The sequence below is a fragment of the Mucilaginibacter sp. OK283 genome (genome assembly GCF_900110415.1).
GTDB lineage: Bacteria > Bacteroidota > Bacteroidia > Sphingobacteriales > Sphingobacteriaceae > Mucilaginibacter.
On record NZ_FODR01000005.1, the window covers coordinates 242,043 to 257,329 of the forward strand.

At 44.9% G+C, this 15,287-nt stretch carries 14 protein-coding genes and 1 riboswitch; of the genes, 7 read left to right on the forward strand and 7 right to left on the reverse strand.

Going from position 1 to position 15,287, the window contains the following annotated elements; genetic code table 11:
* Positions 1 to 4: 4 nt before the first annotated feature.
* The gene (locus BMX56_RS14025; protein ID WP_090648835.1) at positions 5 to 691 is read left to right on the forward strand and encodes an NUDIX hydrolase; all 687 of its coding nucleotides are present in this window, start codon (positions 5 to 7) and stop codon (positions 689 to 691) included.
* Positions 692 to 905: 214 nt separating this feature from the next.
* On the opposite strand, the gene BMX56_RS14030 is transcribed toward BMX56_RS14025, so the two are convergent.
* The gene (locus BMX56_RS14030) at positions 906 to 3,620 is read right to left on the reverse strand and encodes a bifunctional YncE family protein/alkaline phosphatase family protein (protein ID WP_090648840.1); all 2,715 of its coding nucleotides are present in this window, start codon (positions 3,618 to 3,620) and stop codon (positions 906 to 908) included.
* Between the two features lie 305 nt (positions 3,621 to 3,925).
* Here BMX56_RS14030 and BMX56_RS14035 point away from each other — a divergent pair, with 305 nt between their 5' ends.
* Positions 3,926 to 4,702 (forward strand): hypothetical protein, encoded by a 777-nt coding sequence (locus BMX56_RS14035; protein WP_143065445.1) that lies wholly within the window; start codon positions 3,926 to 3,928, stop codon positions 4,700 to 4,702.
* Between the two features lie 5 nt (positions 4,703 to 4,707).
* Here BMX56_RS14035 and BMX56_RS14040 read toward each other — a convergent pair whose 3' ends face one another.
* Together BMX56_RS14040 and BMX56_RS14045 are read right to left on the reverse strand one after the other, a co-directional pair.
* Positions 4,708 to 5,583 (reverse strand): glycoside hydrolase family 25 protein, encoded by an 876-nt coding sequence (locus BMX56_RS14040; protein WP_090648850.1) that lies wholly within the window; start codon positions 5,581 to 5,583, stop codon positions 4,708 to 4,710.
* 49 nt (positions 5,584 to 5,632) lie between these two features.
* The gene (locus BMX56_RS14045; protein ID WP_090648854.1) at positions 5,633 to 6,025 is read right to left on the reverse strand and encodes a group III truncated hemoglobin; all 393 of its coding nucleotides are present in this window, start codon (positions 6,023 to 6,025) and stop codon (positions 5,633 to 5,635) included.
* A gap of 135 nt (positions 6,026 to 6,160) precedes the next feature.
* Here BMX56_RS14045 and BMX56_RS14050 point away from each other — a divergent pair, with 135 nt between their 5' ends.
* From BMX56_RS14050 to BMX56_RS14070, 5 genes are all read left to right on the forward strand, one after another.
* Positions 6,161 to 6,598, forward strand: a complete 438-nt coding sequence (locus BMX56_RS14050) for a MarR family winged helix-turn-helix transcriptional regulator (protein ID WP_090648858.1) — start codon at positions 6,161 to 6,163, stop codon at positions 6,596 to 6,598.
* Positions 6,599 to 6,624: 26 nt separating this feature from the next.
* Complete coding sequence (locus BMX56_RS14055; RefSeq protein WP_090648862.1) at positions 6,625 to 7,890, forward strand: MFS transporter; 1,266 nt, start codon at positions 6,625 to 6,627, stop codon at positions 7,888 to 7,890.
* A gap of 73 nt (positions 7,891 to 7,963) precedes the next feature.
* Positions 7,964 to 8,536, forward strand: coding sequence for an isochorismatase family protein (locus BMX56_RS14060; RefSeq protein WP_090648867.1), 573 nt, complete (start codon positions 7,964 to 7,966; stop codon positions 8,534 to 8,536).
* 148 nt (positions 8,537 to 8,684) lie between these two features.
* Positions 8,685 to 9,536: a YitT family protein gene (locus BMX56_RS14065; protein WP_090649513.1), complete on the forward strand. Its 852-nt coding sequence runs from the start codon at positions 8,685 to 8,687 to the stop codon at positions 9,534 to 9,536.
* A 188-nt stretch (positions 9,537 to 9,724) separates the two neighbouring features.
* The gene (locus BMX56_RS14070; RefSeq protein WP_090648873.1) at positions 9,725 to 10,153 is read left to right on the forward strand and encodes a VOC family protein; all 429 of its coding nucleotides are present in this window, start codon (positions 9,725 to 9,727) and stop codon (positions 10,151 to 10,153) included.
* On the opposite strand, the gene BMX56_RS14075 is transcribed toward BMX56_RS14070, so the two are convergent.
* The 4 genes from BMX56_RS14075 to metE all read right to left on the reverse strand — a co-directional run bounded on the left by BMX56_RS14075 (position 10,154) and on the right by metE (position 14,887).
* Positions 10,154 to 10,924: an SGNH/GDSL hydrolase family protein gene (locus tag BMX56_RS14075; RefSeq protein ID WP_090648877.1), complete on the reverse strand. Its 771-nt coding sequence runs from the start codon at positions 10,922 to 10,924 to the stop codon at positions 10,154 to 10,156. It lies immediately after the preceding gene.
* Between the two features lie 79 nt (positions 10,925 to 11,003).
* Positions 11,004 to 11,390, reverse strand: coding sequence for an acyl-CoA thioesterase (locus BMX56_RS14080; RefSeq protein ID WP_090648882.1), 387 nt, complete (start codon positions 11,388 to 11,390; stop codon positions 11,004 to 11,006).
* A 127-nt stretch (positions 11,391 to 11,517) separates the two neighbouring features.
* Entirely contained in the window at positions 11,518 to 12,522 is a 1,005-nt protein-coding gene (locus tag BMX56_RS14085; RefSeq protein WP_090648886.1) for a beta-ketoacyl-ACP synthase III, read from the reverse strand.
* Between the two features lie 58 nt (positions 12,523 to 12,580).
* Positions 12,581 to 14,887 (reverse strand): 5-methyltetrahydropteroyltriglutamate--homocysteine S-methyltransferase, encoded by a 2,307-nt coding sequence (metE, locus tag BMX56_RS14090; protein WP_090648891.1) that lies wholly within the window; start codon positions 14,885 to 14,887, stop codon positions 12,581 to 12,583.
* A 166-nt stretch (positions 14,888 to 15,053) separates the two neighbouring features.
* A riboswitch (cobalamin riboswitch) is annotated at positions 15,054 to 15,256 on the reverse strand.
* Positions 15,257 to 15,287 lie beyond the last annotated feature (31 nt).

Here is a 15,287-nt window from a genome sequence, read left to right on the forward strand (position 1 = left end):
CAATATGCCCACCACACAGGATATTAAAGTAGCCGTTGATGCCGTAGTATTTGGATATACCTCCAAAGAAGGACTATCCGTGTTGCTGATTAAACGCAACATCAATCCTTTTAAAAATACATGGGCATTGCCCGGCGGCCTGGTGGACAACCATGAATCATTAGAGGATGCCGTACAACGCGAACTAAAAGAAGAAACCGGCATCAGCATCAACTACCTGGAACAGCTATATAGTTTTGGCAACCCGGGTCGCGACCCGCGTAACAGGGTTATCTCCATCACTTACTATGGCTTGGTTAAACCGGATGCATTCGAGATTAAGGCTGCCACCGACGCCGCCGAGGCGGCCTGGTTCAATATAAAAAAAGTCCCTCAACTGGCGTTTGATCATAATACGATTATTGGCGCGGCACATGATCGCCTCAAAAACAAAATCCTTTACCAACCGGTAGGCTTCGAGTTGCTGGAAGAAAAATTTCCCTTCTCCGAACTGGAAAAACTCTATATGGCCGTGTTGGATAGAGAGATGGACCGGCGTAATTTCAAAAAGAAGGTCATCAAGTTTGGTTTCCTGGAAGAAACAACAGAAAAACAAGTGCTTGAGGGAGCGGGCAGGCCGGGAAACCTGTTCCGTTTTAACCAGGAAAAATATTTCCACCTTCAAAAACAGGGCATCAATTTCGAAATTTAATTTTTTGCACAGTTTTTATTGGGCAAGCTTTGAACCGCCGGGGTAATTGGTCGGGAAAATAAGTCAGCCTACAGCCAGCTACCACGCATATAACTATCGTCTTTACGCTCCTCGGCCCCGTTTTTCCTGTCGGCATCACCACATTCAATGCAGCTATCAATGCGCCAATTTTCCGCGCTTTATCAAGAAAGAGGGGGGCATCTCCAGGGCCTTATTAATCGTCATCATCATCCTTGCCGGCTTTGCCCGCTAATTTTGTGGGGTAATTTTTTTTGCCTTTTGCGGCATACCATAAAATGCGGTTCAGCATGTCGTCGTTGCCGCCGTCAATGTGGTCAAACTCCGGTTTTGATGATGCTTTGGCAAAATATAAAGCTTGCCCCTTAAGCGCGGCAAGTTTAGGGTTGATATTATTTAGCGGGATGCGGTTTGGCACAGCGTTGTAAGTGTAGGCAGCTGGCCTGTCGCTAAAGCAGCCGAACATGGGCAAAGCTGTCGCATCAATAATATTCATCGGCGGGATGCCCAATATTTGTTCTATCGACCGTACAACGCAAGTTTGATTATAATTGGTTGATACGGTTTTTTGCAATTGACTGTACGGGCTTACCACAAAACCGGTTGTACGGTAAGCAGATACGTGGTCCCACCCGGCTTGCGAGTCATCCTCGGTAACAAATATCACGGTGTTTTTCCAGAAACGGCTTTTGGATACGGCTTCAATAATGCGGCCAAGGGCAAGGTCGTTATCGGCCACCATTGCTTCCGGTTTAGGAAGGCCTGGCCGGGTACCTTGCGTATGATCGGTTGATAGCGCCATTACCATCAGTTCGGGCAGTTCATCGCCGGCTTGTTTTTCATAGCCCTTTAACTCGCTGATAAAAGCCGAGGCCCGTACCTGGTCGGTTATTTTTAACTCGTCCGATCCGGGGTAGTTTTGCGATAGCATGGGTCTCACCCTTGATATGGTACTGGTGTTATAAAACTTAAGCGGGATGCCGGCTTTATAGTTATTGTACATATCCGTCCAGCTTAATTTTTCATCATAATGCGGTGCCGATGCCTCGCCGTAGATCCTTACTTTTTTACCATGGTCGGCGGCGTTATTCCATATAAAACCTTTCTTGTCGTACACCAACGCGTCTTCCTGCACATGCGGGTAGCTGCGGAACCAGGCGCGCACGTTTTTTTCTACGTAGTCGGTCACCATGGCGGCGTCAGTCCATTGGTGCCCTTCGGCCGAGCATTTGCCGGATGCATAGTAATTATCAAGCAATACAAAATCTTTGGCCAGTTTATGCTGGTTGGGGGTGATGCTATCGCCATAAATACACAACGAGGGCATGCCTTTACCTTTAGGCAAATCGCCTAAAACCTGGTCATAAGTGCGGTTTTCTTTGATAATGTATAGCACGTGCTTAAATACCGATGGTTCGCCAATACGGTCGGGCATTGGCTTTGGTGCTATGTTTTTGCGCGGTACCAGTTGGGCTATATCCTGCCTGAAGGTGAGGTTAAGCGTTTTAACACGGTTGGTATATGTTTTTAATAACTCATCATCAGGTAAGGGGATGATGGATACCGTAGCCTTTTCGTGGTGCGAGTTATAAGCGGTAACATCATCAGGTACCTGCGGCCCGGCTTTAAACTCTTTGGTGCTTACCCTTGATCCTTCGCCTTCCAGGTTGGTTACAAAAAGGGTGTTACCAACAACCAGTAAGCCGCCGGGATAAGCCTCGGTAGGGATAAAGCCTTTAACAGCTGTTTTGCCCTTGCCATTGGCTGATGAAGTTGAGCCAAGCTGAACTACCGCAACCGCATTATCAAGCCCGTTGGCAACATACAACGTGTGTCCATCTCCACTAAGCGCCAAAGCGTTTGGCGAATCGCCGATGTAGCCGTTTTTATCCTGCATTAGCCGTACAGGGATATTTTCAATCACTTTTAATGTTGTGGCATTTATTACAGATACATTATCGCTGTTGGCATTGGCAACATATAAAAAGCGGTTGCTTTTATCGGCTATGATAACATTGGGGTGCAGGCCAACCGGGATTTCGTTTAATACATTACCGCTTGCAATATCAAATACCTGTACGCTCCCGGTACTTGTTGCGCCTGTTTTTGGGTCGATGTAGGTTTTGCCATAAGGTACGCCCGCGGTTTCCCTGCTGGTTGTATCGGCAGGTTCGGCACCGCCCCAGTTGGTAATGAACAGGCGTTGCCCAACAAGCGCAAGGCCATAAGGCGCTACCCCGGTTGGTTTGGTATAAATGGTTTGGCCGGTGCTTAGATTGATTTTTACAAGCTGGTTGTTGCCGTTTAAAGCCACATATAAATAATCGGTACCGGCTTCATTGTTAATAACCAGTTCATTGGGCAAGGCCAGTGGCGATGGCGCAGCGGGTTTGAATTCAAATGCATTTTTGATACTGATATTTTGCCCGTCCCATACGGCTTGCATCACAAATGATTTATGCGAATCGCCATTGGCGGCGCTCCAGAAAATGTGTGTTTCTGAACCATTTTTATGAACCTTTAAGCCCGAATAGGTGCTCATCAATCCGTTGTATCGTTTATCCTGGGTATAAGTCCATTGCGCTGTCACCTTGCTGCCAACAGAATCTATGAGGGTAATGCCGTACCGGTCTTCAACGGCTAAAACCGAGGTTCCCGGGATCAGTTTGATATCAAGGCTATGGTTTTCAAAATTCGGGTCGCCAAAGCGCACCACTTTACCGGCGGGGTCAATTAGCCTGTTGTACGGCATCATTACAGGCAATATCTTATTGTTTAAGGTGCTATCGTCATAGGTACTGTGTATGTTGCTTTGTTCCTGGTTGCCGGCGGTGCCATCGGTTATAACCGAATGACAGGCAGAAAACAGCGCAATCAATAAAGCACAAAAAGATAATGTAGATATTTTCATAATAAAAGATGTCTTGTATGATGGGTGCCTTTCAGGGCTAAAAGTTTTGGCATATGATACGATTCCGGGGTATATGGTGAAATCGCTGGCTTATCGTTGCGCTTTCTGTTTCCAAACAAATTGCTCATATTTATGCAAGATACTTCCATTCTGCCATGAAAAACTGTGTACTCCAGTGTATGTGTTTAATTGTGTTGTGTGCTTGTTCACATAAAAAGCAACCTTCGGCAGAAACGAAACATGCTGTTAAGGCTAATAAGCCGGCTAAAACTTCAATCACCAATAAGGCGCAATATACAAACCCCTTGTTTAATCAGTATGTGGTATTTATTAAATCTTTAAATTTAACCGATCCGGAAAATGCCACAAAGGCCGCGAGAAGGTATGCAGATTTATTTAAAGGACAAGCACCCGCCACTTGCGATACCGCTTTTTTGATTTTTAGCGCATACTACGATAAACTGAATAATAGTCTTGATGATACCCATTTTAACCGTGCCGACCGAAGCGATACTATACTCATCAATAAAGTAAAGCCAGGCAAACTGCCGGTAAAAGTTGCAAAATACCTTAAGCAATTAAACGATAACGGTTTTACGATTATTATGGAAGAAGGGGATACCTATGTGGGGCAAGACAGGGATTTTATAGCCAGGTGGTTTTATGATTCTGTTTCGCCGGTCATGAAGGTGTACCTGGAGCAATTGAATAACGAGAATAAAGCTGTTTACATTGAAGATGCTTCGATAATTATAAGCGCAAAGCGGTTGGTAGACAGGGAAATATGGTGGGAGCAATTTGTAAAGGACAACCCCGGTTTTATAAGCATTGCCGATGCTGCCATTAACCAAAAAAGTTACTTGCAGGCACTGCTCCAGGGAACCGATAACACCTGGGTTATGGACGATAAAAACAATTTAAGCGATTATTTTAAAGATGCTTACAGCTATCTGCTGGATAAATACCCTTTGTCATCTGCCGCTAAACTCGTAGCGCCATACTATACCTTTTTAAAGGAGGGACGTAGGTACCGGGCCGATAGCTTGATGAATGTTTATAAGAAAGAAGGGATAACGGGGTGATTTTTTTACTTCACCAGCAAATTTTCAAAAGCAGTAGTATCGCCTTTAAAAATACTCATATCAACTCTTTCATTAATGCCATTGATATGGGCCCTGTCGGAGTGTTGCCAAAACTGCCAGTTGGTATTGCTGCTTACATTTAACTGCGGTTGGTAATAGTGGGCTATCCACAGCGGGTACTCGTCAAAATAGCCTTGCAGGTAGTCCCGGTAAAAGCTTAAGTTGGTGTAAATAATGGGTTTTACACCGGTTTTAGTTTCTATTTGGTGAATGAACAGCTTAAGCTGGGTACGCATTTTTTCGGGTGTGGTGCGGTATAGCCTCTCCACGTCGACAACCATCGGCAGGTCGCCTTTTTCAATTTTTACCGTTTGCAGCATGAATTTAGCCTGCCATAAGCCGCTTTTCTGGGGCAAAAAGAAATGGTACGCGCCGCAAATCAGGCCGGCCTTCGGAGCTTCGCGCCAGTTGCGCTGGAAATAAGGATCAGTCATTAAAACACCTTCAGTAGCCTTAATAAATGCGAATTTGATATGTACGCCATCCTCGTTCATCTGCTTTACCTTTTGCCAGTTTATTTTGCCCTGGTACGATGACACATCAATGCCGTGCACGGTATAATTGGCCGGTATGCGCACGCCAAAACTTTTATAGGTACGGTAATTAGTGGGCTCGCCGGCATCTAATATCCATCGCCAGGTTGCGGTTGCCGTTTTTAAAACATAGCCATAATAAAAAGGAGAAAGCACTATGAGTAGTAAGCCAATAGCAGCAAATATCCATCCTGTAGGAACTGCGGACGATGTTTTTTTCTTCGCGGCAGCTTTCCGTTTTACCGGAACTGTGGTTTTGGCAGGTGTTTTTTTAACAGGTGGCGGCACAAGGCAAAATTACTAAAATGCGCCCGCATATTGCCCGGTAAATAAATAGCTAAACGATATTATGCGGATTATTTTTAAAGTAGGCTATTTTATATTGGAACATTTCGGCCATTTTACCGGCACGCCATTTGGCTTCATCGGCCTTTTCGCCGGCAAAAAGGCTGTCAACTGTGGCTGTAAATAAATTCAGCCATCCATTAAAATGCTTTTCGTCAATAGGTAAGCGTGCATGGGGCGGAAACGGGGCGCCGTTATACGTATGTTCCTGTAAGAGCAGGGTTTGCCAAAAGGTATACATTTTTTCAAGGTGGGGCAACCAGCCATCGCCTAAGCGTTGGTTAAAAACGGGAGCCAATAAAACGTCTTCGCCAATTTTATTGTAAAAGGTATCAACTAATAGTTTGATATCATCTAATGAAGTTATATCGTGTTTTGTACTCATGGCTATACCAGCAATTCCACAGCAAAGCTACCCAATGTGATATAACACCTATGTAAAAAATAGAGGTAATTCAACAAATGCTTAAAATTACCTTATATTTGTAAGGTAAACTTATAAGTTTACTTTATAATAAAGATGACAGAGCAAAAAGATATTCAACTGGCAGCCGACTTGCGTACAGTGGTAACCAGGCTGATTAAAGTACTGCGAAAACATTCGGTTACAGCCGACAAGTTGTCGTTAACCGAACGGTCGACGATTGCCCTGCTTGATCAGCACCAGGAATTGCTGCCTAACGAACTGGCGGCTATGGAAAAAATAACTACCCAAAGCATGTCGCAGATATTGGCCAACCTGCTGCAGCGCGGTTTAATCAAAAGGCGGATCTCGGAAACCGATAAGCGAAAGGCCATCATCACCTTGTCTGATCTTGGCCGCAACATGCTATACCAGGTGCGTAACGAGCGCAACGCCTGGCTTAATGAAGCCATAGCTGCAACCTGTACACCCGAGGAACAGGAATTGATAAAAAAAGCCATTGGCCCGCTAACAAAAATTGTTGATTTTGAATAAAGCCTTTTTTAAAGGATAGGGGAGTAATGAATATAAACACTTTTAATGCATTTAGAAGCCGGAATTACAGGCTCTATTTTACCGGGCAATCCATATCATTGGTAGGCACCTGGATGCAGAAAACCGCTGTTAGCTGGGTAATATACTCGCAAACACATTCTAAATTTTTATTGGGGGTTACCCTTTTTGCCAGCCTGTTCCCTTCGTTTTTATTTTCGTTTTTGGGCGGGGTAGTTTCAGATAGGTATGATCGTTATAAATTATTGCTGTTTACACAGGCCGGATCAATGGTGCAGGCCATTTTACTTACAGCGCTTGTGTTTTTTGGGCGATACGTGATTTGGGAAATCATCGGTTTAAGCGCTCTTCTGGGTATCATTAATGCTTTTGATGTGCCTGCCCGTCAATCGCTGGTTTATGAGATGGTTGATGATAAAGCCGATTTGCCCAATGCGCTGGCGCTTAATTCATCTATGGTAAACCTGTCAAGACTGGTTGGGCCGGGTATAGCCGGCCTGGTGCTGGAGAAATTTGGCGATGTAGTGTGCTTTGGTGCCAATGCCGCCAGTTTTATTGCTGTAATTGCTTCGATATTGTTAATGAAGCTGCCCCAATCCAAGCCGAAAGTACATGCGCACAATATCTACTTTGAGCTTAAAGAAGGCTTTAGTTATATCAAAAATACGCCTTCAATTAAGTTTGTGCTGGTAATTTTGGCCTTAATAAGCCTGATGGTTTTGCCATTTAATACGCTGATACCGGTTTATGCCAAGGATATTTTTAAGGGAACGGCATCAACTTTTGGGATAATAGATAGTTTGATAGGTTTGGGTGCATTTTCGGGCGCCATATTCCTGGCATCATTAAAAGTAGGGGGAGACCTTAAAAAGATACTGGCCATAAGTACATTGATTTTTGGCGGGGGGCTGGCGTTGTTTTCGCATATGCCCAATTATTATATCGCCCTTTTGTTTGCAGCTATTACAGGTTTTGGGATGATGGCCCAGATCACCATCAGCAATACACTCATTCAAACTACCGTTGATCCGGCTATGCGCGGCCGTGTAATCAGTTTTTATGCCATGGCATTTTTTGGAATGCAGCCCTTGGGGGGCTTGCTGGTAGGAGCTATCTCGCAAAAAATAGGCGTTCCAGATACTGTTTTAGGCGAAGGCCTTGTGGCGCTGCTGCTGGGTTTGTTGCAATTAAGGTACCTCAGGAAAACGAGGCTCAAAAAAGCTACCGAAGTATCTTTGCAACACTCTCCTGTTAACTCACTAACATCGAATTGATACACACGAATTTCACGAATTTGATGGACACGAATGAATACTAACAGCGATAATTGAAATAAATGCAAATTATATGATAACTACAATTGATAAAAACACCGCACTCGTATTAATTGATTTACAAAAGGCTGTTGTGCAAATGCCCACGGCGCATCCTATGAGCCAGGTATTGGAAAATTCGGCTAAGTTGCTTGCAGCTTTTCGTAAGGCAAGCCTGCCCGTTGTAATAGTAAATGTTAACCCTGCAGGCTCGGCTGCTTTTGCCACCCGCAAGGATAGTAATCCAAACGCCGGTTCGGTACCTGGTCCGGATTTTTTGGATATAGTGCCCGAAATTAAAGTAGAAGAGGGCGACATCAGGATAACCAAAAAAACATGGGGCGCTTTTTACCAAACAGGCCTGCATGACGAATTGCAAAAGCGTGGCATTACCCAGATTGTGCTGGCCGGTTTGGCTACCAGCATAGGTGTTGAAGCTACCGCCCGCAGCGCCAATGAATTTGCCTATAATATTGCCTTTGCCAGCGATGCTATGAGCGATAGGTTTGCCGATGCACACGATAGCAGTTTGAAATATATTTTCCCGAGGATTGGAGAAGTAGGCACCACAGATGAGATTATTGCTAAACTGAGTTTACAGGTTTAGCACTTTTAAATAGCCGGGAGTTAGGATATTTAGGTTTTGGCACTTTAAACTATTTATATTTTGCATCTCAAAACCAATTCGTTCTTAATTATCTGCTTTATTAAAACCCGTTTTAGCGCCGGATAAATTATATTTGGGCATGAAGGTAATGAAGGTCATCAAAGAATCAATATCTATCGGGTTGGGTATCCTGGCAGCCGGCTTTGGCCTTAAGGGTTTCCTATTATCCAGCCATTTTATTGATGGGGGGGTAACAGGTGTATCAATGTTGGTTGCAGATATCTCGCCCATTCCTATTTCGGCACTTATTTTTGCAATCAACGTTCCTTTTTTATGGCTGGGTTATAAAAAGCTGGGGCTGTGGTTTGCCATAAAAAGCACCATCGCCATTGGTTTGCTATCGGTAAGCCTGGTAGTAATTAATTTTCCGGATGTAACGCATGATAAGTTGCTTACAGCGGTTTTTGGCGGCGTTTTTATAGGTACGGGCAGCGGCCTGGCTATGCGGGGCGGCGCCGTGCTTGATGGTACCGAGATAGCAGCAGTACTCATCAGCAAACGAACTCAGCTGCTAAAGGTGAGCGATTTTATTTTGCTGCTCAATGTAGTGATATTCGGGCTTGCTGCCTTTTTGCTGGGCGTTGAGCCGGCCATGTACTCTATATTAACCTATATGGCTGCCGCCAAAATGATCGACTTTATTTTGAACGGTATTGAGCAGTATTCGGGTATCACGGTAGTATCTACCCATAGCGAGGCCATTCGCCGGGCAATTACGCTTTCGTTGGGCAGGGGGGTTACCATTTACCAGGGTAAAAGTGGTTACGGCAAGGATGGCCACGTAAACGACCCACGTGACATTATTTTTACCGTTGCCACCCGGTTGGAGATTCCGTCGTTAAAACAAACCATCCTGCGGATAGATCCTAAGGCATTCATTGTACAGCAAAGCGTGGATGATACTACCGGGGGATTATTAAAACGTAAAGGATTACATTGAGGAAGTCCTTAGTCGATAGTCTTAAGTTCTAAGTCAAGAAACAATATATATGATGGCACTAATTATAAGTGGAATTTTAAGTTATGAGCCTGGGAAGAATAAATTTGATAAGTGCTAACCTTGAAGTCAAGTTTTCTTTTTGACTTAGCACTTAAGACTATTGCCTTAAGACTTAAAATTAAATAGTTATGAGCAAAATAACACCTTTCCATGTTGCTGTGCCGGTTTATGACCTGGACGAGGCCCGCAAATTTTACCGTGAAGTTTTAGGCTGCAGCGTGGGCCGCAGCGATACGAATTGGACAGACTTTAACTTATATGGCCACCAGTTTGTTATTCACCTGAAACCCAAACCGGTTGATGATGCCAAACATCATTTTAACCCGGTTGATGGTCACGATGTACCGGTGCCCCATTTTGGTGTGGTACTGGAATGGAATGACTGGGTTGCGCTTGAGGCTAAATTAAAAAGCCTGAACGTGAAATTTGTTATTGAACCCTACATTCGTTTTAAAGGCCTGCCCGGCGAACAAGCTACCATGTTTTTCCTTGATCCATCCGGAAACGCATTGGAGTTTAAGGCTTTTAAGGATATGGGGCAACTGTTTGCAGTTTAACTAAGCCGGGAAACCGTAATTCTTTTTTGCTGCCTTAATCCATTCACGGGCTATCAATTCGTGCCCGGCCGGCATAGGGTGCACTCCATCCCAGATCCAGAATTCGGCTGGTGCTTTTTTGAGTGCCGCATTAAATATGGCTTGCAGCGGTATAAAAACGGCATTGTATTTTTCCGCAAGTTGCTTGGCTACCAATTGTCGCGGTGCTATTTCGTCCTGCCAGCGTTTTAAATCGGTATTTACCTGCCCAACTGGCAAAATAAATGGTTCGCAAATCAACAATTTTATATCGGGGAGCGCGGTTTTAGTTTGATTAAGCAGGGCATCATAATCGTCCCTGAACTGATCAACCGTAGTTGGATTGTTATTGTGGATTACATGGTGTACATCGTTTACACCAATCAGAATATTCAGGATGTCGGGCTTCAAATCTAAAGTATCCTTTTGCCAGCGCGCCTGTAGGTCGCGCACGGTATGACCACTGATGCCCCGGTTTAAAAACATCATTTGCTGGTCCGGATGATCAAACCAAAGCCTGGCTGCTACAAGGTACGGGAAACTTTGGCCCATAATATGGTTCCAGTCTTTATCGTATGACCGCCCGCCGTCGGTTATGGAATCGCCCTGGAAGAGGATGGTTTTGGGTGCAACATCCGCATTAACTGCATTTTGAGGAGATGCAAACAAATAAGGCGCGGCCAGGGTGCCAATTGCACCTAAGCCAATTTTCCTGATAAAGTCTCGTCTTTTATTGGTGTTGTTCGTGCCCATTGCCAGAATACTAACCTGTATTGTTTTACTAACGGGTATAAATATAGGCGTTTTAGTTAAAGCAGAGATTTTAATTACCTTAATCTACAACCTTTACCGGGTGTTTATGCTCGTCAATAGCCACAAAGGTAAATGTGCCGGTAATGGCCTTCTCGCGTACAAAGGAGTACATCTCTTCTATAAAAATCTCCACCAAAACTTTCATACTGGTGTTGCCAATATGCGATACGGTGCCTACCAGTTCGATAATGGTGCCCGCCGGGATAGGTTTATTAAAATCAATCCTGTCGGACGATACGGTAACCATTCTTTTTCGGGTGAAACGTGTGGCGGTTATAAACGCTACCTCGTCCATCATGGCCATAGCCGAGCCGCCAAACAGCGTATCGTAATGGTTGGTGTTATTGGGGAACACGGTTTTAAAAATGCGTGTTTCGGATGCTTTTATTCTTTCTTCGATGGTCATGGAGCGAACAAAATTAAAAGGCCTGTCATGCTGAGCCTGTCGAAGCATAGCGGGCTAAGGCCTCTCCGCGCGTCCTTCGACAGGCTCAGGATGACAGGCCCGTCATGTTATTTAATTTAAAATTATCCTACGCTTTCCTCAAAGTGCCCCATTTCAACAAGGTTGCACCCCATGAAAAGCCGGCGCCAAAGGCGGTGAAAATAATGTTATCGTTGTGTTTAAAATCGTTCTGAAAATCCCAAAGGCAAAGTGGTATGGTAGCTGCTGTAGTATTACCATATCTGTCGATGTTTACCTTAACACGATCTTCGGGCAAGCCAAGGTTTTCGCCAACGGCATGGATAATGCGGTAATTGGCCTGATGAGGTATCAGCCAGTTTACATCATCTATCGTCATATCGTTGCGTTTTAATACCTCGGTACAGGTTTCTGTCATGCCTTTTATTGCCGCCTTAAAAACAATCCTGCCTTCCTGGCGAATGTAATGCTGGTTAGCCTCAACAGAATCTACCGTAGCCGGAATTTTTGAACCGCCACCAGGCACCAGCAGGTATTCGCGGCCATGGCCATCAGTTTTAAAAACGCTGTCAATTAAACCTATATCCTCGGTGGTAGGCTCCAGCAAAACAGCGCCGGCGCCATCGCCAAAAAGGATACAGGTATTGCGGTCTTTATAATTAATAATAGCACTGTTTTGGTCGGCGCCAATTACAATTACTTTTTTGTACCGGTTGCTTTCTACCAGGCTTGCACCAAGCGTGTAGGCATATAAAAAACCACTGCAGGCAGCGTTTACATCGGTAGCCCAGGCGTTGCTTAAACCAACCTTATCGCACACGATGCTGGCGGTTGATAAAAGCAGGTGATCGGGGGTAGATGTAGCTATAATAAGGCAATCAATTTCTTCTGCGGAAACACCTGTATTTTCTAACAAATTTTTCACAGCAGCAACGGCCATATCTGAGGTGGCAAGTGTAGGGTCGGTTAAAATCCTTCTTTCCTTAATTCCTGTACGTGATACGATCCAATCGCTGTTTGTGTCAACCATCTTCTCTAAATCGCTGTTACTTAATATATTATCCGGAACAAAACCCCCAACCCCTGTAATAACCGCGTTACTTTTTAATCTCATAAAATGCCAAAAATCTGAAAAAACAGGCAAGTATACGCAAATTGCCTGTTTTTACCCGTCAGGATGCTATTGTTTCTACAACTAACTGACGAAGATGTTTCGCAGCGGCCACCATATTTATGAGTGCCACCTGGGTTTCCGGCCATTTACGGGTCTTCAATCCGCAGTCGGGATTAACCCATAAATTGCCGGCGGGCAACAATTCGGATGCTTTCTCCAGCAGGCTTACCATTTCATCAACGGTAGGTACGCGCGGTGAATGGATATCATAAACACCGGGGCCAATTTCGTTTGGATATTTAAAATCGGCGAAGGCCGCTAACAGCTCCATTTGCGAGCGCGATGTTTCAATGGTGATCACGTCGGCGTCCATATCGGCAATGTTGCCAATAATGTCGTTAAACTCGCTGTAGCACATGTGCGTATGGATCTGTGTTTCGTCGCGAACGCCGCTGGCCGAAATACGGAATGCTTTTACCGCCCAGTTCAAATAGTTTTGCCAGTCTTTTTTACGCAAAGGGAGGCCCTCACGAATAGCAGGCTCATCAATCTGGATTACTTTAATGCCGGCCGCCTCCAGTGCCACAACTTCATCACGAATGGCCAAAGCTATCTGGTTGGTAGTTTCGGACCGTGGCTGATCATCCCGAACAAACGACCATTGCAGTATAGTTACCGGGCCGGTTAGCATGCCTTTCATCAGTCTATCGGTGTTTTGCTGCGCAAAGCTGCTCCACTTGACCGTCATATCCGCGGGGCGGCTTACATCGCCATAAATAACCGGTGGCTTAACACAGCGGCTGCCATAACTTTGCACCCAGCCATTTTTGGTGAACAGGAAGCCATCCAAACGCTCGCCAAAGTATTCAACCATGTCGTTACGTTCAAATTCACCATGAACTAACACGTCCAGGCCAATCTCTTCCTGCCAGCGGATGGCATCAATGGTGGCTTTTTCTATCTCGGCATCATATTGAGCTTCGGTTAGCTCGCTTTTTTTAAGCCTTGCCCTTAACGAGCGGATATCATCAGTTTGCGGGAACGATCCTATGGTAGTTGTAGGGTACAGTGGTAATTTAAAGCGTTGCTGCTGAATTTTTTGGCGGGAGATGAATCCGCTTTCACGTTGCGCATCGGCATCAGTTATGGCTGCCACGCGTTGTTTGATGTCCTGCTTATGAATGAGTTTTGAAAGGCTGCGGCTGGTAATGGCGCGCAGGTTTTCTTGCAGTAATTCATTGTTGCCGCCGATGATTTGCGCCAATTCATTTATTTCGTTCAGTTTTTGTTTGGCAAAAGCCATCCAGTTTTTTATCTCGGGAATGATGGCGGTTTCCAGCTCCAGGTCGAACGGGGTATGCAGCAACGAGCAGCTTGGCGCTATCATCACCCTATCCGCGCCCAATACGGCAATAGCTTTTTTTACGTGGGTTAACGAGCGTACGTAATCGTTTTTCCAGATGTTACGGCCATCAACTACACCTAACGATAAACTCAGGCTATCGGGCAATACGGTGAGTACTTTGTACAACTGATCGGGCGCTCGCACCAAATCAACATGAATGGCGCTTACCGGCAAGGTTACGGCCAGTTCGGTGTTTTCGTGCAGGCTCTCAAAATAGGTAGTAAGCAATACTTTAATGCCCGGGCATTGCTTGCTTATCTCCATGTAGGCATAAGCATAAGCGGCTTTCTCTTTGTCGGTAAGGTCAAGCGACAGGAAGGGCTCATCAAGCTGTACCCAAACAGCACCATAACTTGCTAATCTTTTTAACACCTCGACGTAAACCGGCACCAGTTTTTTGATCAGGTCTATCTTATCAAAACCGGGTTGTTTTTCTTTACCTAATAAAAGGTAGGTTACCGGGCCAATCAATACCGGTTTTGGTATGTTGCCGGTGTGTTGTTTGGCCAGGATAAACTCGTCAAGCACTTTTTCGCTGAATAGTTTAAACTGCTGATTTTGTACAAACTCTGGCACAATGTAATGGTAGTTGGTATCAAACCATTTGGTCATTTCCATGGCTGTAACGTCCAGTCCATCCTTTTGATAGCCGCGGGCCATGGCAAAATACAGGTCGATTTCGGTATTGGCCTTGTTTTGGGTTAATACGGGTGTGTACCGTTCGGGGATGTTGCCCAGCATGAGCGAGGTATCCAATACCTGGTCGTAAAAGCTGAAATCGTTACAGGGGATCAGGTCGATACCGGCATCAACCTGGGTTTGCCAGTTTTGCAGGCGAATTTGCCGGGCAGCGGCAAACAAATCGTTGCGGGTAATTTTACCGGCCCAGTATTGTTCGCTGGCCTTTTTGAGTTCACGGTGGGCACCTACACGTGGGTACCCGAGATTGTTTTTGAGCATACGCTAAAACGTTTTTGGTTAAACATTAAGTTGACTTAATGCTCCTTACGGTTTTCGGTATGCTTTCGGAGTAAATGGTAATAAAAGACAAAAGCATAACATACGGGCATATAATGGCCATGTACGTCATTCTTTTTTCTTCGACTACTGCTTCATTGCGCGAAAGCATTGTCTTTTACATAGGGGCAAGTATCCTGGCTTGTAACATTGTTGCCGTCCTTCTCATTCGCGCGGGGGCGAACAATGGACTTTGTTAAAGGCAACAACCTTTTGTGTTACTTACAGTTGCGCGACAGCCCGTGATTTACACACGGTTCCTTATTAATCCCTGTGTTTTAAACACCGGGAACCACTCTGCAGAAAAAAAGTAAAGAACTTTATTGGGGACAAATATAGGGAA

Coding starts and splice junctions, on each gene's coding strand:
- BMX56_RS14055 (WP_090648862.1), top strand. CDS start 6,625: ATGAATATAAACACTTTTAATGCATTTAGAAGCCGGAATTACAGGCTC.
- BMX56_RS14060 (WP_090648867.1), top strand. CDS start 7,964: ATGATAACTACAATTGATAAAAACACCGCACTCGTATTAATTGATTTA.
- BMX56_RS14050 (WP_090648858.1), top strand. CDS start 6,161: ATGACAGAGCAAAAAGATATTCAACTGGCAGCCGACTTGCGTACAGTG.
- BMX56_RS14070 (WP_090648873.1), top strand. CDS start 9,725: ATGAGCAAAATAACACCTTTCCATGTTGCTGTGCCGGTTTATGACCTG.
- BMX56_RS14025 (WP_090648835.1), top strand. CDS start 5: ATGCCCACCACACAGGATATTAAAGTAGCCGTTGATGCCGTAGTATTT.
- BMX56_RS14030 (WP_090648840.1), bottom strand. CDS start 3,620: ATGAAAATATCTACATTATCTTTTTGTGCTTTATTGATTGCGCTGTTT.
- BMX56_RS14045 (WP_090648854.1), bottom strand. CDS start 6,025: ATGAGTACAAAACACGATATAACTTCATTAGATGATATCAAACTATTA.
- metE (WP_090648891.1), bottom strand. CDS start 14,887: ATGCTCAAAAACAATCTCGGGTACCCACGTGTAGGTGCCCACCGTGAA.
- BMX56_RS14075 (WP_090648877.1), bottom strand. CDS start 10,924: ATGGGCACGAACAACACCAATAAAAGACGAGACTTTATCAGGAAAATT.
- BMX56_RS14065 (WP_090649513.1), top strand. CDS start 8,685: ATGAAGGTCATCAAAGAATCAATATCTATCGGGTTGGGTATCCTGGCA.
- BMX56_RS14080 (WP_090648882.1), bottom strand. CDS start 11,390: ATGACCATCGAAGAAAGAATAAAAGCATCCGAAACACGCATTTTTAAA.
- BMX56_RS14085 (WP_090648886.1), bottom strand. CDS start 12,522: ATGAGATTAAAAAGTAACGCGGTTATTACAGGGGTTGGGGGTTTTGTT.